The 19908-nt window shown below is 53.5% G+C and carries 21 protein-coding genes; 11 read left to right on the forward strand and 10 right to left on the reverse strand.

Annotated elements, in window-relative coordinates; translation table 11 throughout:
• Nucleotides 1–67: 67 nt before the first annotated feature.
• From FH039_RS02455 to FH039_RS02475, 5 genes are read left to right on the forward strand one after another with little or no spacing between them, the layout of a single operon-like run.
• On the forward strand, nt 68–340 hold the full coding sequence (locus FH039_RS02455) for a hypothetical protein (protein ID WP_139680088.1): 273 nt from the start codon (nt 68–70) through the stop codon (nt 338–340).
• Nucleotides 324–800 carry a DUF3368 domain-containing protein gene (locus FH039_RS02460; protein WP_139680089.1) on the forward strand — a complete coding sequence of 159 codons (477 nt, stop codon included), beginning with the start codon at nt 324–326 and terminating at the stop codon, nt 798–800. Before FH039_RS02455 ends, FH039_RS02460 begins: the two co-directional genes overlap by 17 nt.
• The gene (locus tag FH039_RS02465) at nt 797–5815 is read left to right on the forward strand and encodes a DNA polymerase domain-containing protein (RefSeq protein ID WP_139680090.1); all 5019 of its coding nucleotides are present in this window, start codon (nt 797–799) and stop codon (nt 5813–5815) included. Before FH039_RS02460 ends, FH039_RS02465 begins: the two co-directional genes overlap by 4 nt.
• A 57-nt stretch (nt 5816–5872) precedes the next feature.
• Entirely contained in the window at nt 5873–6094 is a 222-nt protein-coding gene (gene vapB / locus FH039_RS02470; protein ID WP_139680091.1) for a type II toxin-antitoxin system VapB family antitoxin, read from the forward strand.
• Nucleotides 6081–6473 (forward strand): type II toxin-antitoxin system VapC family toxin, encoded by a 393-nt coding sequence (locus FH039_RS02475; RefSeq protein ID WP_139680092.1) that lies wholly within the window; start codon nt 6081–6083, stop codon nt 6471–6473. The genes vapB and FH039_RS02475 overlap by 14 nt, the downstream gene beginning before the upstream one ends.
• On the opposite strand, the gene FH039_RS02480 is transcribed toward FH039_RS02475, so the two are convergent.
• From FH039_RS02480 to FH039_RS02490, 3 genes are read right to left on the reverse strand one after another with little or no spacing between them, the layout of a single operon-like run.
• Nucleotides 6470–7171, reverse strand: coding sequence for an HAD family hydrolase (locus FH039_RS02480; protein WP_139681576.1), 702 nt, complete (start codon nt 7169–7171; stop codon nt 6470–6472). The genes FH039_RS02475 and FH039_RS02480 overlap by 4 nt on opposite strands.
• 40 nt (nt 7172–7211) lie before the next feature.
• Nucleotides 7212–8249, reverse strand: coding sequence for a DUF3226 domain-containing protein (locus FH039_RS02485; RefSeq protein ID WP_139680093.1), 1038 nt, complete (start codon nt 8247–8249; stop codon nt 7212–7214).
• A complete protein-coding gene (locus FH039_RS02490) occupies nt 8250–8711 on the reverse strand; it encodes a DUF2391 family protein (protein ID WP_139681577.1) in 462 nt (153 codons plus the stop codon). It lies immediately after the preceding gene.
• 134 nt (nt 8712–8845) lie between these two features.
• Between FH039_RS02490 and FH039_RS02495 the strand changes: the two genes are divergently transcribed.
• Together FH039_RS02495 and FH039_RS02500 are read left to right on the forward strand one after the other, a co-directional pair.
• On the forward strand, nt 8846–10321 hold the full coding sequence (locus FH039_RS02495; RefSeq protein ID WP_240703256.1) for an S-layer protein: 1476 nt from the start codon (nt 8846–8848) through the stop codon (nt 10319–10321).
• Between the two features lie 133 nt (nt 10322–10454).
• Nucleotides 10455–11612, forward strand: coding sequence for an MFS transporter (locus FH039_RS02500; protein ID WP_139680095.1), 1158 nt, complete (start codon nt 10455–10457; stop codon nt 11610–11612).
• An 18-nt stretch (nt 11613–11630) separates the two neighbouring features.
• Here FH039_RS02500 and FH039_RS02505 read toward each other — a convergent pair whose 3' ends face one another.
• Both FH039_RS02505 and FH039_RS02510 read right to left on the reverse strand, forming a co-directional pair.
• Nucleotides 11631–12881 carry a methyl-accepting chemotaxis protein gene (locus FH039_RS02505; protein ID WP_139680096.1) on the reverse strand — a complete coding sequence of 417 codons (1251 nt, stop codon included), beginning with the start codon at nt 12879–12881 and terminating at the stop codon, nt 11631–11633.
• On the reverse strand, nt 12878–13810 hold the full coding sequence (locus tag FH039_RS02510) for a PDC sensor domain-containing protein (protein WP_168188362.1): 933 nt from the start codon (nt 13808–13810) through the stop codon (nt 12878–12880). The genes FH039_RS02505 and FH039_RS02510 overlap by 4 nt, the downstream gene beginning before the upstream one ends.
• A gap of 257 nt (nt 13811–14067) precedes the next feature.
• Here FH039_RS02510 and FH039_RS02515 point away from each other — a divergent pair, with 257 nt between their 5' ends.
• The 3 genes from FH039_RS02515 to FH039_RS02525 all read left to right on the forward strand — a co-directional run bounded on the left by FH039_RS02515 (nt 14068) and on the right by FH039_RS02525 (nt 16890).
• Nucleotides 14068–16293, forward strand: coding sequence for a DHH family phosphoesterase (locus tag FH039_RS02515; protein WP_139681578.1), 2226 nt, complete (start codon nt 14068–14070; stop codon nt 16291–16293).
• Nucleotides 16294–16380: 87 nt separating this feature from the next.
• On the forward strand, nt 16381–16635 hold the full coding sequence (locus FH039_RS02520) for a hypothetical protein (RefSeq protein WP_139680098.1): 255 nt from the start codon (nt 16381–16383) through the stop codon (nt 16633–16635).
• A 39-nt stretch (nt 16636–16674) separates the two neighbouring features.
• Complete coding sequence (locus FH039_RS02525) at nt 16675–16890, forward strand: hypothetical protein (protein ID WP_014012628.1); 216 nt, start codon at nt 16675–16677, stop codon at nt 16888–16890.
• Nucleotides 16891–16955: 65 nt separating this feature from the next.
• Here FH039_RS02525 and FH039_RS02530 read toward each other — a convergent pair whose 3' ends face one another.
• The 3 genes from FH039_RS02530 to FH039_RS02540 are packed head-to-tail and all read right to left on the reverse strand — an operon-like array spanning nt 16956 to nt 18867.
• A complete protein-coding gene (locus tag FH039_RS02530; protein ID WP_139680099.1) occupies nt 16956–18137 on the reverse strand; it encodes an MFS transporter in 1182 nt (393 codons plus the stop codon).
• A 3-nt stretch (nt 18138–18140) separates the two neighbouring features.
• Nucleotides 18141–18431 (reverse strand): PadR family transcriptional regulator, encoded by a 291-nt coding sequence (locus FH039_RS02535; protein ID WP_139681579.1) that lies wholly within the window; start codon nt 18429–18431, stop codon nt 18141–18143.
• A 49-nt stretch (nt 18432–18480) separates the two neighbouring features.
• The gene (locus tag FH039_RS02540) at nt 18481–18867 is read right to left on the reverse strand and encodes a PaaI family thioesterase (protein ID WP_139681580.1); all 387 of its coding nucleotides are present in this window, start codon (nt 18865–18867) and stop codon (nt 18481–18483) included.
• Between the two features lie 54 nt (nt 18868–18921).
• Here FH039_RS02540 and FH039_RS02545 point away from each other — a divergent pair, with 54 nt between their 5' ends.
• Nucleotides 18922–19320, forward strand: coding sequence for a DUF2240 family protein (locus tag FH039_RS02545; protein ID WP_139680100.1), 399 nt, complete (start codon nt 18922–18924; stop codon nt 19318–19320).
• Here FH039_RS02545 and FH039_RS02550 read toward each other — a convergent pair.
• Both FH039_RS02550 and FH039_RS12120 read right to left on the reverse strand, forming a co-directional pair.
• On the reverse strand, nt 19317–19688 hold the full coding sequence (locus FH039_RS02550; protein WP_240703257.1) for a type II toxin-antitoxin system VapC family toxin: 372 nt from the start codon (nt 19686–19688) through the stop codon (nt 19317–19319). The two genes, FH039_RS02545 and FH039_RS02550, sit on opposite strands and share 4 nt — an antisense overlap.
• Nucleotides 19689–19731: 43 nt before the next feature.
• Nucleotides 19732–19908 (reverse strand): hypothetical protein, encoded by a 177-nt coding sequence (locus FH039_RS12120; protein WP_168188364.1) that lies wholly within the window; start codon nt 19906–19908, stop codon nt 19732–19734.

Below are 19908 nucleotides of genomic sequence, written 5' to 3' on the forward strand. Positions count from 1 at the left end.
GGTGGTTGTTTAAAAACCTGGCGGTGAGGTTTATTAAGTTTGAACGCGACTCCATATCGGTGGGAGCATGGAAGAGGTTGACAGGCTCGTGTTTAACTTTCCCCTTTTCAAGGACTACCGCGAGAAAGAGCGGTTCCTGAAGGTTGTTGGACTACTAGTAAGCCACCAGATAACCTTTGAGAAGGCGGCGGAGCTACTCAACATGAGATTGGATGAGCTCGCATTTCTCCTCGACAAGTTGGGCGTTGAGTACTCCCCCCTCGATGAAGAGGAGGCGAGATTAGAAAAGGAAGAAGCAAAAAGAATCTTGGAGGAGCTGAAACGTGAGGGTCGTCTTTAATTCTTCTCCCCTGATAGTTCTCGGTAAGCTGGGTTATCTGGATATCGTGGTGAGTCTCTTTGAAGAAGCACTGGTTCCCGAAGGTGTTTTGGATGAAATTATGGCAAAGGAGGATAAGGTCAGCTTAGAAGTCTCAAACTTGATTAACATGAAAGCTCTTGAGGTTCGGGAACCTAAGAAGGGTTTAATCCCCAACTATTCGGGCCTTCATCGTGGAGAACTCGAAGCGATAGCGCTTGCAAAAGAAATGAATGCCATTGTTGTTCTTGACGATTTAAAGGCAAGGAAAGCCGCGAGGCTTGAAGGTTTGCGGGTCACTGGAACTTTGGGCATATTGAAGGTTCTGAGGGATGGTGGACTCATTGAAGATAACCCTAAGGAGCTCTTGAATAAACTGAACCATGTGGGGTTTAGGATTCGCCCAGAGCTGTTTTACGAGGTTATGGGTGGTGAAAAATGATTCTTGACACAGACTACATCACCGAAGGTGGAAAACCCGTCATTAGAATCTTCAAGAAGGAGAACGGGGAGTTTAAGATAGAATACGACAGGACCTTCGAGCCCTACTTCTACGCCCTCCTGAAGGACGACTCGGCAATCGAGGACGTCAAGAAGATAACTGCAAAGAGACACGGGACAGTAGTTAAAGTCAAGCGTGCCGAGAAAGTGCAAAAGAAGTTCCTCGGCAGGCCGATAGAGGTCTGGAAGCTCTACTTCACGCACCCTCAGGACGTGCCGGCAATCCGCGACAAGATTAGAGAACATCCAGCTGTTGTCGACATCTACGAGTACGACATTCCCTTCGCGAAGAGATACCTCATAGATAAGGGCCTTGTCCCGATGGAGGGCGATGAAGAGCTCAAAATGCTGGCTTTTGATATCGAGACGCTCTACCACGAGGGCGAGGAGTTCGCAGAGGGACCTATACTCATGATAAGCTACGCCGACGAGAATGAAGCGAGGGTAATAACGTGGAAGAAAATCTATTTGCCATACGTTGACGTCGTTTCCACCGAGAAGGAGATGATTAAGCACTTCCTCCGGGTTGTCAAGGAGAAGGACCCCGATGTTCTCATCACTTACAACGGCGACAACTTCGACTTCGCCTACCTGAAGAAGCGCTCCGAGAAGCTCGGAATAAAGTTCGTTCTCGGGAGAGATGGCTCCGAGCCGAAGATACAGCGCATGGGGGACAGGTTTGCGGTCGAGGTGAAGGGAAGGATACACTTCGACCTTTACCCAGTAATAAGGCGCACGATAAACCTTCCAACATACACCCTGGAGGCCGTCTACGAGGCTATCTTCGGAAAGCCGAAGGAGAAGGTTTACGCTGAAGAGATAGCACAGGCCTGGGAGAGTGGAGAGGGGCTGGAGCGCGTTGCGCGCTATTCGATGGAGGACGCGAGGGTTACCTTTGAACTCGGAAGGGAGTTCTTCCCGATGGAGGCCCAGCTTTCCCGATTAATCGGCCAGAGCCTCTGGGACGTTTCGCGTTCAAGCACCGGGAATTTAGTTGAGTGGTTTTTGCTCAGAAAGGCCTACGAGAGGAATGAATTGGCTCCGAACAAGCCCGATGAGAGAGAACTCGCGAGAAGACGGGAAAGCTACGCGGGTGGCTACGTCAAGGAGCCGGAGCGTGGATTATGGGACAATATTGTGTACTTAGATTTTAGGTGTCACCCGGCTGATACAAAGGTCATCGTTAAAGGAAGGGGAGCCGTCAACATAAGCGAAGTCAGAGAAGGAGATTACGTACTTGGAATAGACGGCTGGCAGAGGGTTAAGAAGGTCTGGGAGTACGATTACGATGGAGAGCTAATCAACATTAACGGCCTCAGGTGTACCCCCAACCACAAGCTACCAGTAGTTGGCAAAAACGAAAGACAGACGAGAATAAGGGATAATCTGGCCAAATCGTTCCTCACGGGTAAAGTCAAGGGCAAGCTGATAACGACACCACTTTTTGAAAAAATTGGAGAACTTGAAAAGGAAGAAGTACCCGAAGAAGAGATACTAAAAGGTGAGCTAGTGGGAATACTCCTTGCGGAGGGCACGCTTATAAGGAGAGATGTCGAGTACTTTGACTCTTCAAGGGGCAAGAAGAGAATCTCCCACCAGTATCGGGTCGAAATAACCATTGGGAAGCACGAAGAAGAGTTCCAGAAGAGGATAATCTACATTCTTGAGAAGCTTTTCGGTGTAAAGCCAAATATCTCCCAGAAGAAAGGAACGAACGCTGTAACCATCAAAGTTGCGAAGAAGGATGTTTATCTTAAAGTCAAAGAACTTGTGGACAACGTTGAGAACTTACATGCCCCCTCTGTACTCAGAGGGTTCTTCGAAGGGGATGGAACAGTCAATAAAGCCCGCAGGACAATAGTTGCAAATCAGGGTACCAAAAACAAATGGAAAATCGATATTATTTCAAAGCTCCTTGAAAGGCTGGGAATTCCTCATAGTATGTATACATACGAGTACACAGAAAAAGGAAAGCCCTTGACAAGGTACCTTCTTGAAATCACGGGCAGGGATGGCCTTATACTGTTTCAAACGTTGGTTGGATTCATAAGCACAGAAAAGAACCAGGCCCTCAGCGAAGCGATTAGGAGCCGAGAAATGAACCGCCTTGGAGATAACGCCTTCTACCATCTTTCAGATTTCAAAGCAACAACGGAGTACTACAAAGGCAAAGTTTATGACCTGACTCTTGAAGGAACTCCATACTACTTCGCCAACGGCATTTTAACTCACAACTCGCTGTACCCCTCGATCATCATCACCCATAACGTCTCGCCGGACACGCTCAACAGGGAGGGCTGTAGGAAGTACGACACCGCCCCACAGGTCGGCCACCGCTTTTGTAAAGACTTTCCGGGCTTCATTCCGAGCCTTCTCGGAGACTTGCTTGAGGAGAGGCAGAAGATAAAGAGAAAGATGAAAGCCAGCATAGACCCGCTGGAGAGGAAGCTTCTCGATTACCGCCAGCGCGCCATCAAGATTTTGGCCAACAGCGTCCTTCCCGAGGAGTGGATTCCAATAGCTGAGAACGGAAGAGTCAAGCTCCTCAGGATTGGCGAGTTCGTTGATGGGCTTATGGAGAACGAAAAGGGAAGGGTCAGAAGGGAAGGGGACACTGAAGTTCTTGAGGTCTCGAAAGTTCAGGCAATTTCCTTCGACAGAAAGACAAAGAAGGCCCGCACAATGCCCGTGAAGGCCGTAATAAGGCACCGCTATTCCGGAGACGTTTACGAGATAGTCCTCAGCTCGGGAAGGCGGATAAGGATAACAGGGGGACACAGCCTCTTCGCCTACAGAAACGACGAGCTTGTCGAGGTTACGGGAGAGGAAATCAAACCTGGCGACTTTTTAGCTGTTCCAAGGCGTGTAAACCTGCCCGAAAGAAGAGAACGGTTCAATTTAATTGAACTGCTCCTCGAACTGCCGGAGGAGGAAACAGAGGATATCGTTATGACGATTCCCGTGAAGGGTAGAAAGAACTTTTTCAGAGGAATGCTGAGAACCCTCCGCTGGATTTCTGGGGAAGAGAAGAGGCCAAGAACGGCCAGACGCTACCTGGAGCACCTTGAGAAGCTCGGCTACGTGAGGCTCAAGAAAATCGGCTACGAGGTTCTTGATTGGGGCGGGCTTGAGAGGTACAGAACGCTGTACGAGAGGCTCGTTGAAGCGGTTCGGTACAACGGTAACAGGAGGGAGTACCTGCTTGAATTCAACGCCGTTCGCGACGTTGTTTCTTTGATGCCAGAGGAAGAGCTGAAGGAGTGGAAAATCGGAACCAGAAACGGCTTCAGAATTGGCCCGTTCATTGACGTTAACGAGGACTTCGCAAAGCTCCTCGGCTACTACGTTAGCGAGGGCTACGCACGCAAGCATAGGAACCAGAAGAATGGCTGGAGTTACACAGTAAAACTTTACAACGAGAACCAGAGGGTTCTAGATGACATGGAGAGGCTCGCGAGAAAGTTCTTCGGAAGGGTGAAGAGGGGCAGAAACTACGTTGAAATCCTGAGGAAAATGGCGTACATCATATTTGAGAACCTCTGCGGAACGCTGGCGGAAAACAAAAGGATTCCAGAGGTTATTTTCACTTCCCCCGAAAGCGTTCGCTGGGCCTTCCTTGAGGGATACTTCATAGGCGACGGCGACGTTCACCCGAACAAGAGGGTCCGCCTTTCAACCAAGAGCGAGCTTTTGGTAAATGGTCTTGTTCTTCTGATCAACTCCCTCGGCGTTTCTGGGGTAAAGATTCGCTACGATAGCGGAGTTTACAGGATATACGTGAATGAAGAACTCCCTTTCACGGATTACAGCAAGAAAAAGAACGTCTACTACTCGCACGTCATACCCAAAGAGGTGCTTGAAGACACGTTCGGCAAGGCCTTCCAGAGGAACATGAGCCATGAAAAGTTCAGGGAGCTCGTTGAGAGCGGAAAACTCAATGGAGAGAATGCAAAGCGCATCGAATGGCTCCTAAACGGAGATGTTGTTCTTGACAAAGTTGGGGAAGTTAGGAAACTGCGGTACAGGGGCTACGTTTACGACCTGAGTGTTGAGGAGGACGAGAACTTCTTGGCGGGCTTTGGATTCCTCTACGCGCACAATAGCTATTACGGCTACTACGGCTACGCCAGGGCAAGATGGTACTGCAAGGAGTGCGCCGAGAGCGTTACGGCGTGGGGACGGGACTACATCGAGATGGTAATCCGCGAGCTTGAGGAGAAGTTTGGTTTTAAAGTCCTCTATGCCGACACCGACGGTCTCCATGCCACCATTCCCGGAGCGGACGACGATAAGGTCAAGAAAAAGGCAATGGAGTTCTTAAAATACATCAACCCCAAACTCCCGGGACTTCTCGAACTCGAATACGAGGGCTTCTACCTCAGGGGCTTCTTCGTCACCAAGAAGAAGTACGCCGTCATAGACGAGGAGGGCAAGATAACGACGCGCGGGCTTGAAATCGTCCGGCGTGACTGGAGCGAGATAGCCAAGGAGACGCAGGCGAGGGTTTTGGAGGCCATACTGAGGCACGGTGACGTTGAGGAAGCTGTGAGGATAGTCAAGGAAATCACCGAGAAGCTGAGCAAATACGAGGTTCCGCCGGAGAAGTTAGTAATCCACGAGCAGATCACCAGGGAGCTGAAGGACTACAAGGCTACCGGCCCGCACGTGGCCATAGCGAAGCGCCTCGCGGCGATGGGAATAAAGATACGCCCCGGGACTGTCATCAGTTACATCGTTCTCAAGGGCTCCGGAAGGATAGGCGACAGGGCGATTCCGTTTGACGAGTTCGACCCGACGAAGCACAAATACGATGCAGAATACTACATCGAGAACCAGGTCCTGCCCGCTGTTGAAAGGATTCTGAAGGCCTTCGGCTACAAGAAGGATGACCTGCGCTACCAGAAGACCCGGCAGGTCGGTTTGGGGGCGTGGCTGAAGCCGAAGGGGAAGAAGTGACCCCCATTCGAAACCTTTTTATCTCTGTATTGCAAACTGTATTTCGAGGTGTATTACATGGCCATCGTTACCGTTCGCGTTCCCGACGAGCTGAAGCTCAAGATGAAGGAGCTCAATATCAACTGGAGCGAGGAGATAAGGGAGTTCATAAGAAGGCGCATAGATGAGATAGAAAGAAAGAGACGAATACAGGAAGCCTTAGAGCTTGCAAAGGCCAGCGGAAGCGTGGGCAGGGGTTTCGCAGCGAAGTCAGTGAGGGAGGACCGTGATAGTCGTTGATGCCTCGGCCCTTGTGAAGGTCGTCCTGCAGGAACCGGGCTGGAAAGAAGTTCCAGCGGAGCCGAACGTGGCAACGCTCGACTATGCACTCGTTGAGGGCATGAACGCAATCTGGAAGGCAGTGCGACGTGGAGAGCTAACCATTGAGCAGGGAAAGGTTAAGGTAATCGTTCTTAAGACGTTAGGGAGCTCGATAACACTCTTTGAGGCGCAAAACTTCTTCGAGAGGGGGCTGGAAATAGCATTGGGTGAGAACATCACGATCTATGACGCCCTTTACATAGCCTTGGCCGAGGCACTGAACGCGGATTTTCTAACTGCTGACGAGAAGCAGTATCTCGTCGCTAAAAATTATGTAAATGCCCAGTTCCTTCGCTAACTCTTCTTTTCTATCCTTCCCAGCACCTCCAAAATCCCCTCGACACCCGGAACTTCAAAGCCCCTCTCGTGGATTCTCCTAGTCTCCTCGGCCTCGGGGTTTATCCAGACCGCCCACATGCCAGCTCTCAGCGCACCCTCGAAGTCCTCCGCGTAGGTGTCGCCTATGTGAACCGCCTCGTCCGGCTCGACCCCAAAGAGCTCCAGCGGTTTCCTGAACATCTCCGGCATCGGCTTGTACGCGAGAACCTCGTCTGCGAAGAAGGTCTTGTCTATAAAGTTCATGAGGCCGAAGCGCTCCAGCAGGAGACGGGTGTAGGAACCGGGCCAGAACATCACGTTGCCGGTCACGGTGACCTTCAGGCCCTTTCTCTTAACGCCTTCCAGGGCCTCATTTGCCCCCGGGAGAACTATCTCGTCATCGACCTTCAGAACTGCTCTGGCGGCGGCCCTCTTCACGAGTTCGACGTCTATGCCGAGGAGTTCCGCCAGCATCTCCTGGCTCTCTTCGAGGGCCCTGGCTGGATTTCCTGCGGTTTTGGCCCTCATTCGCTTTATCCTCTCGCGGGTGAGCATCATTCCCTCGACGACGTCTATTATGCACGCCCCCATCAGTTTGGAGAGCTCTACGGCCATCGCGTCGAGCATGACGTTGATGTCCAGGAGGGTGTTCCAGACGTCGAATGAAACGAGCTTCACCTTCACCACCAGCTCGGTTTGGGCAGGGGAAAATAAAAACTCAACGCCTCCCTTCCTTCTCCCTACCCGCGAGATAAATGAGCCCGTTCATCAGCCCTGCCTCCCTCAAGACAGCCTTGAGGTTTCTGAAGCGTGAGCGCATGACGAATAGCTCGTAGAATCCCTCTAAGTTGCCCCAGTGGCCGTAGGCGGAAAGGGCGAGGTACATGACCTCCTTGGGCTTGAGTTTCCTCCCAAGGCTTTCGTTTAGGGCCTTGAGCCCGGGCTTTATCCTCTCCAAAAGTCCCTCCCTCGCTATGAGGTGGAGCATCAAGTCCTCGACCGTCGGCTTCTTCCACTCTACGGTTTCATCCTCGAAGGGAAGGCCGATTATCAGCGGAACCACCTCGGTTTTTCCTACAATGTAGCCCATGGATGTTTTTCTGTGCTCGAAACCAGAGAGCTTTCCGGCTATCGAGGCCAGAGCCGCCTCCCTGTCCTCGTCGATGTCGATGGCGACTCCGATTCTTTCCACTGCAAAGTCAAATACGTCCATCGCCCTGAGGAAGTTGCCGAGGTTCCTTATGACGCCGGAGTTTCCTTCGCTCGGCAGCACCGCGAGATAGTAGTTATCCTCCTCTCGCTTCAGCAGGTCGAAATTGTCGCGCTCAAACACTCTCTCAATGAACCTCAGGCTGTAAGGTGCCTCCCTGCTCTCCTTGAACTCGAAGAGCTTCTTGAATACTGCCTTGAAGAACTTGGAGTCCGTTTTTCCCTCGACGAAGAGGACGCTTGTTCTTGCCTTTTCCCCGGAAAAGCCACCGCGGACGTCGAAATCGAGGTACTTCCTCAGCTCGTAGGTTTCCTTCATTGTGAGGCTCTTCCCCGTGTCGGAGTATATCAGGGCGTTCTCCTCGCCCCTTCGGAACTTCCAGGCGATTAAATCGATGAGCTCAAGGCTCGCGGTTACGACGGTTTCCTCCCCTGTCAGGGAATCCACGAAATCGATGAGTTCGTCGCGGTTTTTCCTGTATTCGGGGAATAGGATGGCCCTCTCATCTGCGAAGGCCTCGAAGCGGTTTCCGGTTACAATCCTCATTCACTTCACCATGTCAACGGTTATGGCACCTATCACCGCGAAGGTGCTTATAAGTATGGTTGCGTTGACGTACTGCCCGGGTGTGAAGTCGGCCAGGCTGTTGATTCCGTACACGTATATCAGAACGGCCGAGATTAGGTAGGCTATTCCAGTGACGGTTAGGAGTCGCTTGGGGATATGGAAGAGTTCCTCCCTCTTCAGGTTTCCTATCCGGGATTTGGCTATGAACAGGTACGCGACTCCAAGGGTCATGAGGAGTACCGCGATTGAGCGTTCAACCGAGATGTCCTTTGCTATCTCCCAGAGCTCCGCGGTGAACAGGAAGGGGAGCGCAAAGGTCACGGCACCGACGATCTCCTGGGCTATGTCGTCCCATCCCAGCTTGTCTGGGGTCTTTCTCATCTCGTTCTCTCTTTTCAGCTCCTCGATGCTGGAGTAAAGCTCCTCAAGCTGTCTCTCCATTTTGGTTCGCCATTCGTTTTTAATCGGGTGCTCAGGTTCGGGGTTCATCATCCCGTCAGCATTGGATTCACTCATCATCGCGGGGAGGGTTTCTTCAGGAAATATTATAAACGTTGAGCTTTAATCTGAACCTGGTGGTAAGAGGTATGAAAAATGTCCTAGTGGTTGTTACGGTCATCATGATTTTGGGATTGGCCATTGCGCCCATCAGCGCAGAGGTCGCATGGATTAACTCAGCCAACACGGTAATAGTCCTCCCCACCACCAAGATAGTTAACGGGACGCCTTTGCACATAGGAGAAGACGCAATAAGCGGGTCGAGATTGGGGGCGTTCCTTGTTCTTCAGGGGATAACCATCGGAAAGTACACCTCAGTCGCTTCCGTACCGGTTGAATACCATAGCGTCCTTATCCCGGACGAGAACCAGGTCTACCTGCTGAACGAAGAGGATATGCCGGACGTGGGAATCAACGTCAGCGATCAGCCCGTGGGCGATGCGGTGGTTGTTCAGGTGAACTTTTCCCGGGTGGGCTTCAACCTGACTCGGGGCTCGGTGGAGTTTCTAGATAGGAGTGTTGAGGTGACGTTTAACGAGAACACGACCCCTCTCAACGTTAGCGAGGATTATAAGATTGTGTCAACCACCGTTGATGGAAAGGATACGATGTTTCTGTACTCCCACGAGGTCGCTGATTCAAAACTCACATCCCTCGGCGACTCGATAACGGTCGGCGGGTGGAAGCTCAAGCCCCTGGACATAAACATCAACGCCTCAAAGATGCTGGTTGAGCTGACTTATCCGAGCGGCATCATCAAAACCAAGGCCATGGCACGGGGCAGGTACTACATCATGTACATGACCGCCAATGGTGAGGAGGACTTTGAAGAATACGACAGTTATCCGGTTTCCAGGCTCAGCGAACTCTTTGAGGCGGGGGCGGATAAAGTGTTCCTGTTTTTCCCGACTGACTTCTTTATCGGGGTGAGTGGATCCAAGACCGTCATCTATGGCCACGAATACTATGAGAAGGTTGGACGGTATCAGGATGGGGATATCTACAGTGGCCAGTGGGTCTGGGATATAGACCCCGAGCACGGGCTCTACACGCTTTATCTCCACGTGGGGGGTGAGAACTTCCCGCGGGTGTTCGTGGCTCCCGGGAGGTCCCTCTCGATCCCGACGGGATGGAACCTGAGCATTGTCCCCTCCTTTGCCCGAAATGACCAGGGGGATATCGTCGGTGTGAGCGGTTACCGTTTCGTGCGTAGGGTCTCCGTGACCAGACAGGTCTCCATAACCGCTCCCAAGGTTCAGGCGACCGAGGATGTCTACTCCTTCATAATAAACGACACCCAGCTGACAGCCCTCCCAAGCGATAAAAACGTTATCATCGTAGGGGGCTGGGTCAGCAACGGCGCCTGGGCTCTCCTGGAGAGAGTCTACGGGAAGGATGTTGTGGAGTCCATAAAGCGGGAGATACTGCGCAACGGCTACGTCGTGAAGAACCTTCCCAACCCGAACAACAGCAGGTACCGGGTCATAATACTGGCCGGCAGGACCCACGTGGAAACTGGTAAGGCGGTTGAGGAGTTCATGGCCGGCCCGTGAACTTTTCCATTCTATATGGCTTTTCTGCCCCTTCGAGAGTGGGGTGGATTTGGTGTTTGATGCCAAATGATTAACTGCACCCAACCTTTGGTTTGCGACAAGGTTATATACTCAAATCGCGGTCTGAACGTTCATGTCACTGCAGAACTACCGCGGGTTCGGGAGGGATGCATGGCTGCTCGTTGCCTACTCCTTCGCCTCCGCCTTCGGGGGCAACATAGCCTGGTTTATTTTTCCGTTCTACCTCAAATCACTCGGCTTCGACTACACCAACATAGGCGTGGTCTTCTCGCTCTCAACGCTGGCCCAGGCGGCGGTTCTGCTGTTCTCGGGCCCGTTCGGCGCGAGGGTGGGCTACAAGAGAACCGTCCTCCTTGGAGTGGGCATGATGTTCCTCGGGAGGCTCGCCCAGGTTCTCCACCCGACCCTCTGGATGCTCGCCCTGGGCGGCGTTCTGATAGGGATGGGCATGGCGCTGGAGTCGCCCTCCTTCATGGCGCTGCTCAGCGGGGAGGTGGAGGACGGAAAGAGGCACTACCTGTTCAGTCTCTCCTCCGGAATCGGCACGATAGCGTCTGCCCTCGGAATACTCGTCGCGGGCTTTCTCTCGCGCTGGCTGAGCTATGGAGGGGTGTTCTCCCTGGTTCTCGTGGTCATACCGATTCGGTTCGCGATAGTTCTCTTCGTCAGGCCCGTGCTTGAGAGGCACTCCGGCGGGCTGAACTTCGATAGGAGTCTTCTCGTCAGAATAGGCCGTTTCGCCCTCCCGGGGGCACTGATAGGTCTGGGCGCGGGAATAGCGATTCCCTACATGGGGCTCTGGTTCAACCAGCGCTTTGGAACGAGCCTGGAGAGCATCGGCTGGCTCTTCGCCTTCCAGCAGTTCATAATGGGGATCGGTATGTTCCTGCTGCCCATGATAGCCGACAGGTTCGGCAGCGTTAAGACCATCGTCTCCTTCAACGGGACGGCAAGCCTCCTCATAGGCGCCCTTCCGTTCTCGCCGGCCTTCCCGGTTGCCGCGGTCATATACATCCTCAGGACGATACTGATGAACATAGTTAACCCGATATGGAACTCCTTCATGATGGGTTTCTTCGAGGAAGAGGAGCGCTCCACCGCGATGGCGCTCAACAGCCTGGCATGGACCGCGACCTTTGGGGTGGGCCAGTACGTGGGTGGCGTTCTCTTCGACATGTCCCTGGTCTGGCCGTTCCTGATAACCGCCCTCCTGTACGGCCTCTCGATGGCCGTGTTCTGGGGCTTCTTTGGAAAGATGAGGGATGGATGAAAGAATAGGTATAGAGATTCAGAGCCTGAACTGTTCAACGTTCTGGCGAAGACGCTTGGCGATTTCCCTGAGTTTCCTGGCCTCTGAGCTGAGCGTCTCAATTTCCGCTCTCTGCTCCTGCATGGCGGAGTTAACCTCCTCCGCGCTGGCGGTGGTCTCCTCTGCACTTGCGGCGAGGTTTTCCAGGGCTTGGAGTGCTTTCTCGACCTCCTCCTGCGTCCTTATGGTCTGCTCCCTTATCTCCTCGACTTTGGTGCCAACGTTCCCTATCATTTCGGCGATGTAGCCGAGATAGCCCAGGCTCTCACTCAGGGTCTCCGTTGAACTGGCCACGTTTCTTACTCCCTTCTGGGTCTCTTCCACTGCCTTCTGAACTTTCTCGTCCATCTCATCTATGATGTCCCTTATCGTTTCCGCGGCGCTCTTGCTTTCCTCCGCCAGTCCCCTTATCTCCTGGGCAACGACCGCGAAACCCCTGCCAGCTTCCCCAGCCCTCGCCGCTTCGATCGCGGCGTTCAGGGCAAGGAGGTTTGTTTGCTCAGCGATGTTGCTTATAGTATGGGTTATCTCGCCTATGCGTTTGCTCATCTCACTGACCGCGTTAACTGCCTCCTCTATGAAGTCCATGGAGCGTTTGATGCTCTCAATGTCCCTAACCGCTTCGTCTCCCTTCTCCCTTCCCTCCTGTGCTATTCTGACGACTTCATCGATAGCCCTCTCGAACTCATCCATGATGTTGGATGTCTCTGAGGTGGTGTCCGAGACGAGGCGCATTCCTTCGGTTATCTCGTTTATGTGCTCCTGCTGGCGCTGGGCCTCGATGCTGACCTGTTCTATTGCTTCGCTGACCTGGTTGGTCGAGTTTCTGACGTGGGTCGCTATATCCGCCAGTTCCCGGGCCTGCTCGTCCAGGGTCACTCCAATCTCCCTGATGTTTCCGATGAGGGCTTTCATCTTGGCTGAGGTCTTTTGGAGCGCGGTTATTATGTTCTGGAGGTCTCCCTGGGCCCTGGCGTCTATGGTGTAGTTCAGCCGGCCCTCTGCCATGGCTTCGAGCTTGTCGATAACGCCGTTGAGGGTGCCTATGACGTCGGCGGATATGGCCTCGAAAGCGGTTATCAGTTTTCCTATCTCATCGTCCCTGTGGGGGTAGTCTATCGAACCAACCACTTCCCTCGCATCCTCAAGCCTGCCCGCCGCTATGAACTCCGCCGCGTTCGTGAGCTGCGATATTGGCTGCAGCGCCCTCTTTAGGTATCTGGCACTCAAGAGTACAAGCCCCCCGCCACCAATATTGTTACCGTCATCCCGTACAGGAGTTCCTTTGATGCGTCCGTCTTCGCTTCGTCCAGCGCGGTTACAAGCCCGCCGATGAGCTCGTTCTCCGGTGCTGCGGCGGCTATAGTCCAGTTGGTTGTTTTACTCCTGGCGAACGAGATCACCATCTTTGTTCCATCCAGCTCTACCTCTACAACGCCCTCCTCCGAGTTTTTCATTGCCCTCGCCAGTGCCGCGTACCTGCCGTCCTCGAAGACGTTCAGCTTTCCAACGACCTCCGGGTCGGGATGGATTATGACGGTTCCGTTGGGGCTGATGACGAAGAGGTATCCCGTTTTACCCACCCTGGTGTTCACAATTTCATTTGCCAGGTATGAGAAGTCAACGTCTATTCCAAGAACGCCCTTCACGGCCCCTTTGTACTTCACGGGAGTGACGTAGGTTATCACGGTCTTATTCGTTATTATGTCTGTGTAGGGCTCCATCCAGAATGCTCCCCTGGAGACCGCTCCCCGGTACCAGGAGGATTTTGTGGCGTTGTACCCCTCGGGAAGTTCGGCTCGGGGGATTATTATCACTTTTCCGGTTTCATCCGCGTAGTAGGCGTTTATTATATCCTCATTTGAGTTCTTTAAGTCCCCGAGTCTGCTGAAAACACTGGCGCCGAAGATTGGTGTTCGCGAGTAGCCCGGTTCGACTTCGTCCCTCACGTAAAGCGACCCTATCGAGTTTGCGTAGGAGTTCGTGACGACGATCAGGGGTCTAAGTCTTTCGTCTATCATCACTGCGTATTTCTGGCTCTCTAGGAGTGCTATCTGTTTTGCGTGCTCCGCCATGGTGGGGGCCACGTTTTCCTCTATCTTCTGCCCCATTCCCTCTATCGTCCTGAACTGGATTAGTGACGTTATCAAAATGACCATCAGGACCGTTCCTAGGAGCGCGGTGTAAAGCTTCTGACGGAATTTCAAGTCTATTCCCCCCATTGAGGCGTTTTATCATTTTTAACAAAATCTTTTTGTTGCATTTATTCATGATTTTGTGTTTTTTAAGCGCTTTGTGTAGGGTATGGGGTAGGTTCTAACTGCAAACCTTAATTTGAATAATTACTCATTCATTTTGTTTGGGTGTGTTCATTAATGTTTTTAAGCCTCCTTGATAACCCACCGCGGTGATGCTCATGGTGGTTAAGGACTGTCCCGAGTGCCACGGAACCGGGAAGGTTAAGGTTGGCGAGAAGGAGTGCCCCGTTTGTGAGGGCTGGGGTTACGTTCCTGCCGATTTCAAGGTTGGGGAGAAGCTGAAGGGCTATCGCAACCTCGACTACATCGGCGTTGAGGATGAGGTTGACGAGATACCCTGTCCAGAGTGCCATGGGAAGGGTGTAGTGCCGGTTTACGACACCTGCCCGACCTGCGGTGGAACCGGCCGAGTCCTGGCCTGCGACATCTGCGGCAAGGTGAAGGGGCCCTGGGAGCCTGGTATGGAAACCACCTGGGTCTGCCCGGACTGCATGCGCAAGTACAAGGTCGTTTACGTTCTCGACAAGACCTGCGACGTTGAGGATATTGAGATTGGGGGCGTTTACAAGGGCACAATCGACCGCGTCGAGCGCTTTGGTGTCTTCGTCAAACTCAATCCGCACGTCAGGGGCCTTATACGTAGGAAGGACCTCCTCGGCGGGAGGGATTACAAGCCTGGAGACGGGATACTCGTTCAGGTTCTCGATGTAAAGCCCGACAGGGGCGAGGTGGACTTCATAGAGTCCGCCCTCAAACACTACAAGGAGGTAGTCGTCAGAAAGGAGCTCCCGGTAACGCTCATCGGCGACCTCCGCAAGGACATGGCGGGCCAGACGGTCAGGCTTCGCGGCAAGGTCACCCAGATACAGGTTACCGGCGGGCCGACGGTCTTCACGATAACGGACGGGACGGGCATAACATGGGCCGCGGCCTTTGAGGCTCCGGGCGTCAGGGCCTACCCGAACATCAACGTCGGGGACATCGTGGAGATAATCGGGAAGATAGCCTTCCACTCCGGCGAGATTCAGATCGAGACCAGCGACATGGCGAGGCTCTGGGGGCCGGAGGCTGCCGAGGTCAAGAGGCGCATAGAGGAGGAGCTCGACAGGCGCGCCCAGCCCAAGGATGTGGGCTTTCTGGTCGAGAGTGAAGTGCTCGAGGCCCTGAAGCCGAGGATAATGAAGGCCGCGTCCACGATACGCCGTGCCATCCTTGAGGGCAGGCCTATTCTCCTGAGGCATCACGCCGACGCCGACGGCTACACCTCCGGTCTGGCCCTCGAGTACGCGATAGTTCCGCTGATAGAGCAGGTTTCGCCAGATTCAGGGGCAAGATGGAAGCTCTTCAAGCGCAGACCTAGCAGGGCGCCCTTCTACGAGCTGGAAGACGTCCTCAAGGACATAATCTTCATGGTCGAGGACCACGAGAGGTTCGGCGACCCCCTGCCGCTTTTGGTTATCGTCGACAACGGCGGAACGAGCGAGGACATTCCGGCCTACAAGCGCATAAGGGCCTTTGGCGTTCCGATAGTCGTAATAGACCACCACGACCCGCGCGAGTGGGTGAGCGAGGACAGGGCAAAGGTGGACGACTACGTCGATGTTCATGTCAACCCGCACCACATAAAGCGCGGCTACTACGAGTTAACGGCTGGAATGCTGGCAACGGAAGTGGCGCGCTTCATCAACCCCGATGTTGAGGACAAAATCAAGCACCTCCCCGCCATAGCCGGAACCGGCGACAGGAGTAAGGCTCCGGAGTTCTACCAGTACCTCGAGATAGCGAAGAAGGCCAAGGGCCTCGACGAGGAGGACCTCAAGAAGATAGCCGAGGTGATAGACCACGAGGCCTACTTCTGGAAGTTCATGGACGGGCACGGCGTAATAGACGAGATACTCCTCCTCACAGGCAACCTACAGAGGCACCGCGAGCTGATAAACGCGATTTATCCAGAGGTCAAGGAGAAGCAGGAGAAGGCTTTGAAGGCCTCTCTGCCGCACGTCAAGAGCGTCGTCCTGCCGAACGGGATAAGGTTCAACACGATAGACATCGAGCTCTTTGCCCCGAAGTTTTCTTATCCGTCCCCAGGTAAGCTCTCCGGTCTGATACACGACCACTTCAAGGAGAAGTACGGCGAGGACGCGCCGATACTCACCCTCGCCTATGGCCCGGACTTCGCGGTGGTCAGGGCCGCGGATGGAATGGCAGCTTACGGCTTCGACCTAAACGAGATAATTCCAAAGCTCCAGGAGGCTCTGCCAAGCGCTGGAATCGAGGGCGGCGGCCACAGCTACGCCGGCTCGATAAAGTTCTTCGAGGGCATGCGCAAGGAGGTGCTTGAGGAGTTCGCCAAGCAGGTCGTCAAGCTGAAGAAGGTCGGCTGAGGCTTTTCCTATCCTCCTTTCCTCCAATGCCAACCTTTTTAACGTCGTCGGTCTAATGGCTTATGAGCAATATTCGGAGGAATGTTGATGAAAATCGTTCTTGAGGTTACCTTTAGAATGGGCGGTGTTTCCTACCGCGGCCACCGCTGGGAGGGCGATGCCCTTGTTTTTGAGTTCGAGCGCCTTGGAGATGCCTTTATCCAGGTTCTCAGCAGGAGGAATGTGGAGGAAGAGGTCGAGCGCGAGCCCTCTGCCGTGATCGTTGAGCTGAAAACGAAGGAAGGCGGGAAGATATTCGAGGCTGTCAGGGAAGGGGACGTTTACCGGGCGATGGAGCCTTAGGTTTTTATACCTCTCCCCCAATTCTCTACGGTGATGCCCATGTACATGGCGGAGTTCAAGCTTCGCTTCGGCGACAGGAAGTGGTACGTCAGGAGGCTCGTTGAAGCTTCGAGCGTTGAGGAGGCCGAGGAGAAGGCGAAGCGCTACGCCGAGGCCATGAACCGCGGAGAGGTTAAATGGGAGTTCAGTTACGTTATCGAGGCTGAGAGACCCCTAATTATAGGCGACGAGGAGCTCGAGAAGCTCGGCGCTTGATTTTATCCCTTTTGCTGACTTCTTCTGACCGCTTCCGGGTCTGGGAGGAAAAACAAAGAGAAGAGTCATTGCTCCCTCACGAAGGCCATGAGGACCATGGCAACGACATTCATCAGGGCTGCGAAGGTGAAGGCGTAGGCCAGGGAATAGCTCCCCCAGAGCCAGCCCGCTATCACCGACGCCGGGAAGACGAAGACGCCGAAGACGGTGTGGTAGGCCCCGATTATTGTCCCCTTCTCGTATTCCCTTGCCAGGTCCGCCATGTACGCCCTGGGTATCGTGTCTTCGATGGCGATGTAGATTCCGTAGAGCACGAAGGCCGCTATGAGAGTGTAGAAGTCCCTCGCGTATGCGAAAGCCAAAGCCGCTAAAGCCGCAACGCCGAAGCCCAGGGTTATCATTCTCTTCTTGCCGAAGGTGTCGGAGTAAACCCCCAGGGGATAGGCCGAGAGGGCGTAGATCAGGTTGAATAGGGCGTAGAATGCCATGCTCTGGACGACGGAGTAACCGAGCTCCTGGGCCTTCCACATCGTGAAGGCGTAGCTGTACCTTCCGAGGGCGCCAATGGCAACGACGGCAAGGAAAAGCTGAAGGTTTCTGTTTTTCAGCGTGGATATGCCCTTTATCTTCCTCTTGACCTCACCGCCCCTGTCCTTCACGAAGAGGATTATAACGAACAGAGATATCGCCCCGGGAACCGCGGAGAGCAGGAAGATGTAGCGGTAGGCCGTTTCCGCCGGAAGGCTCTTCAGGAGCTCGATGAGGCCTATGGCAACGAGCGGACCGGCGACGGCTCCGAGGGTGTCCATCATTCGGTGGAAGCCGAAGGACTTTCCGGTCTTCCCCTTCTCGGTAGATTCGGCTATAAGCGCGTCCCTTGGGGCGGTTCTTATTCCCTTCCCTATCCTGTCCAGGGCGCGCAGGAGGAGGAAGTCCCACCAGTAGCGGGTGAACGCTAAGGCCCCTTTGGCGAGGGTTGATAGGGCGTAGCCCGCGAAGACGAAGGCCTTCCTCTTTCTAAAGCGGTCGCTCACGTAGCCGAAGGCAACCTTAAACAGCGAGCTCATGCTCTCTATCGCGCCCATGACGGAGCCGCTGAGCAGCTTTCCGGCGTCGAGAACCTCCATCAGGTAGCTCGGCATTATCGGCATTATCATCTCGCTGCTCATGTCGTTGAGGAAGCTGACGATTCCAAGCAGGAAGACGTTCCAGCTTATCCCGAATATCTTCTTTTTCCTTTCTTCCATCGTTCATTCCCCCAGCAGTTCGAGGCAGAGCTCCCTCAGCCTCTCCTTGCCCTCGTCGAGGGTTCTCCGGCCGGTTTCCGTTATCTCGTAGACCCTAACCCGTTTGCCGTCCTTTACCTCCCAGTGGCTTTTGAGGAGGCCCTCTCTCTCCAAGGAGTGGAGGAGCGGATACATGGTGCCCGGACTGATGCGGTAACCGTGTCTCTCAAGTTCTCTCATCAGAAACGAGCCTGTAACTGGTCCTTCACTCGCATGGTGGAGTATGTGCAAAGATAGGAAGTCGCGGTACTTCATATCGAACACCGATATCGAAATGCGATATTTGGATTTAAAAAATTTTGGCTCATTCGAGCACGTGCTTTTCTAAGACGTAGCAGTGGAAGGTTCCCTCGAAGACCTTCTCGTTCCTCTCGTTGAAGACCTCTGCCTCCACAACCTTCTTCCTCCCGAGATCTTCACTCACCTGGGCCTTAGCAATCAGCTTTTCACCCGCCTTAACCGGCTTCAGGAACTTGACCTCGGCCTTTCCGAGAACCACCGTCGGCTCGTTTACAGCCAGCATCGCCGCGTAGTCAGCCAAACTGAACGTGAAGCCGCCGTGAACGAGCCCGTACTCATCAACCGCCATCTCTTCCGTCGTCTCCAGGATGACTTCCGCGTAGTTATCTTCGATTTTCACGGGCTTTCCAACCAACCTTTCAGAGGTCAGCCTGTGTGTCCTCTGCTCCATGACTTTCACCAAAGGTTTATTTATTCCGGTGCCCTAAAAAGGTTGGGTGGTCGCGTGAACCCTCTAAAGCGCGCGGTTGAGCACAAGGGATCGGCCGAGTTCACCAGGAGCGAGCTGGTGGGGATACTGGCCTTTACCCTTCGCCTGATGGACGTGAAGGCCGCGAAGGAACTCATAGCGAGGTCCCTGGAGGAGGGCCTCCTGGAGGAAAAGGACGGCCTTCTGGTTGTCAACAAAGCCCTACTGGAGGAAGAAGAGGCAGGGGAAGATCTCTTCAACGAGATGGTCTCTTACATGGCCGAGTCCCTTGGCTGGGAGAGGGAGGAGGTTCTCGAGGGCATCAAATCGATGCGCGAGCGCTACGGCGACCTCGACGAAAAGGTTCTGGCGTACCTCTTCGGCATGGACAAGGGGCTGGATATGTCGAGGTTTAAGGACAGGATTGACGTTTAGGGGGAGTATATCGAGACGTTCTCAGCCTTGGATGGAGCCTCAAAATCTGAGTCCAGCGTTGCAAGTGACATACCATAGACTTTGGCAGTGGCGAGGATAATGGCATCGTTTGGGAGGAGACCATGATTTTTGATAATTTCCGATGCTGTTTGAAGGACGACATCGTTTATCTCAGCAACTTTAAACTGGCCGAGAAGGGCAATTACTTTTCCGACCCCGCTGTTGGTTACCACCGTGGGCTTCTTTTTCAGAGTAAATGCCGAGAGACCCGTTGTTTTTGACAGGAACAGGAAAACAACTTCTGAGTACACTATCGCGTTTATGAAAAGTTCGTAATCGCCGGAGAGAAGTGAGATGAGCATCTCCATGGCTTTGGGATTTCCTTTCAAGTATTCAATAAAAACGTTGGAATCAATAAGCACCCGCCTGGTCATACGTCTCTCCCTCAAGTTCTCTCCAGGATTCCTTGGTTTTGAGGGCCCCATACAGCTCGCTAAGGAGCAACTCCATCTCTATAATCTTTTTAAGTTTCTTTCTCAGAAGTTCCTCGTTAACCCCTGGAGGAAGCTTCACGGTAATCTCGGACAT

This window comes from Thermococcus indicus, assembly GCF_006274605.1.
Lineage (GTDB): Archaea > Methanobacteriota_B > Thermococci > Thermococcales > Thermococcaceae > Thermococcus > Thermococcus indicus.

Excerpts from the sequence above, each read along its gene's own strand:
- FH039_RS02455 (WP_139680088.1), top strand. The coding sequence starts at position 68 with ATGGAAGAGGTTGACAGGCTCGTGTTTAACTTTCCCCTTTTCAAGGAC.
- FH039_RS02465 (WP_139680090.1), top strand. The coding sequence starts at position 797 with ATGATTCTTGACACAGACTACATCACCGAAGGTGGAAAACCCGTCATT.
- vapB (WP_139680091.1), top strand. The coding sequence starts at position 5,873 with ATGGCCATCGTTACCGTTCGCGTTCCCGACGAGCTGAAGCTCAAGATG.
- FH039_RS02485 (WP_139680093.1), bottom strand. The coding sequence starts at position 8,249 with ATGAGGATTGTAACCGGAAACCGCTTCGAGGCCTTCGCAGATGAGAGG.
- FH039_RS02490 (WP_139681577.1), bottom strand. The coding sequence starts at position 8,711 with ATGGAGAGACAGCTTGAGGAGCTTTACTCCAGCATCGAGGAGCTGAAA.
- FH039_RS02500 (WP_139680095.1), top strand. The coding sequence starts at position 10,455 with ATGTCACTGCAGAACTACCGCGGGTTCGGGAGGGATGCATGGCTGCTC.
- FH039_RS02510 (WP_168188362.1), bottom strand. The coding sequence starts at position 13,810 with ATGGTCATTTTGATAACGTCACTAATCCAGTTCAGGACGATAGAGGGA.
- FH039_RS02515 (WP_139681578.1), top strand. The coding sequence starts at position 14,068 with ATGGTGGTTAAGGACTGTCCCGAGTGCCACGGAACCGGGAAGGTTAAG.
- FH039_RS02520 (WP_139680098.1), top strand. The coding sequence starts at position 16,381 with ATGAAAATCGTTCTTGAGGTTACCTTTAGAATGGGCGGTGTTTCCTAC.
- FH039_RS02525 (WP_014012628.1), top strand. The coding sequence starts at position 16,675 with ATGTACATGGCGGAGTTCAAGCTTCGCTTCGGCGACAGGAAGTGGTAC.
- FH039_RS02530 (WP_139680099.1), bottom strand. The coding sequence starts at position 18,137 with ATGGAAGAAAGGAAAAAGAAGATATTCGGGATAAGCTGGAACGTCTTC.
- FH039_RS02535 (WP_139681579.1), bottom strand. The coding sequence starts at position 18,431 with ATGAAGTACCGCGACTTCCTATCTTTGCACATACTCCACCATGCGAGT.
- FH039_RS02540 (WP_139681580.1), bottom strand. The coding sequence starts at position 18,867 with ATGGAGCAGAGGACACACAGGCTGACCTCTGAAAGGTTGGTTGGAAAG.
- FH039_RS02550 (WP_240703257.1), bottom strand. The coding sequence starts at position 19,688 with ATGGAGATGCTCATCTCACTTCTCTCCGGCGATTACGAACTTTTCATA.
- FH039_RS12120 (WP_168188364.1), bottom strand. The coding sequence starts at position 19,908 with ATGTCCGAGATTACCGTGAAGCTTCCTCCAGGGGTTAACGAGGAACTT.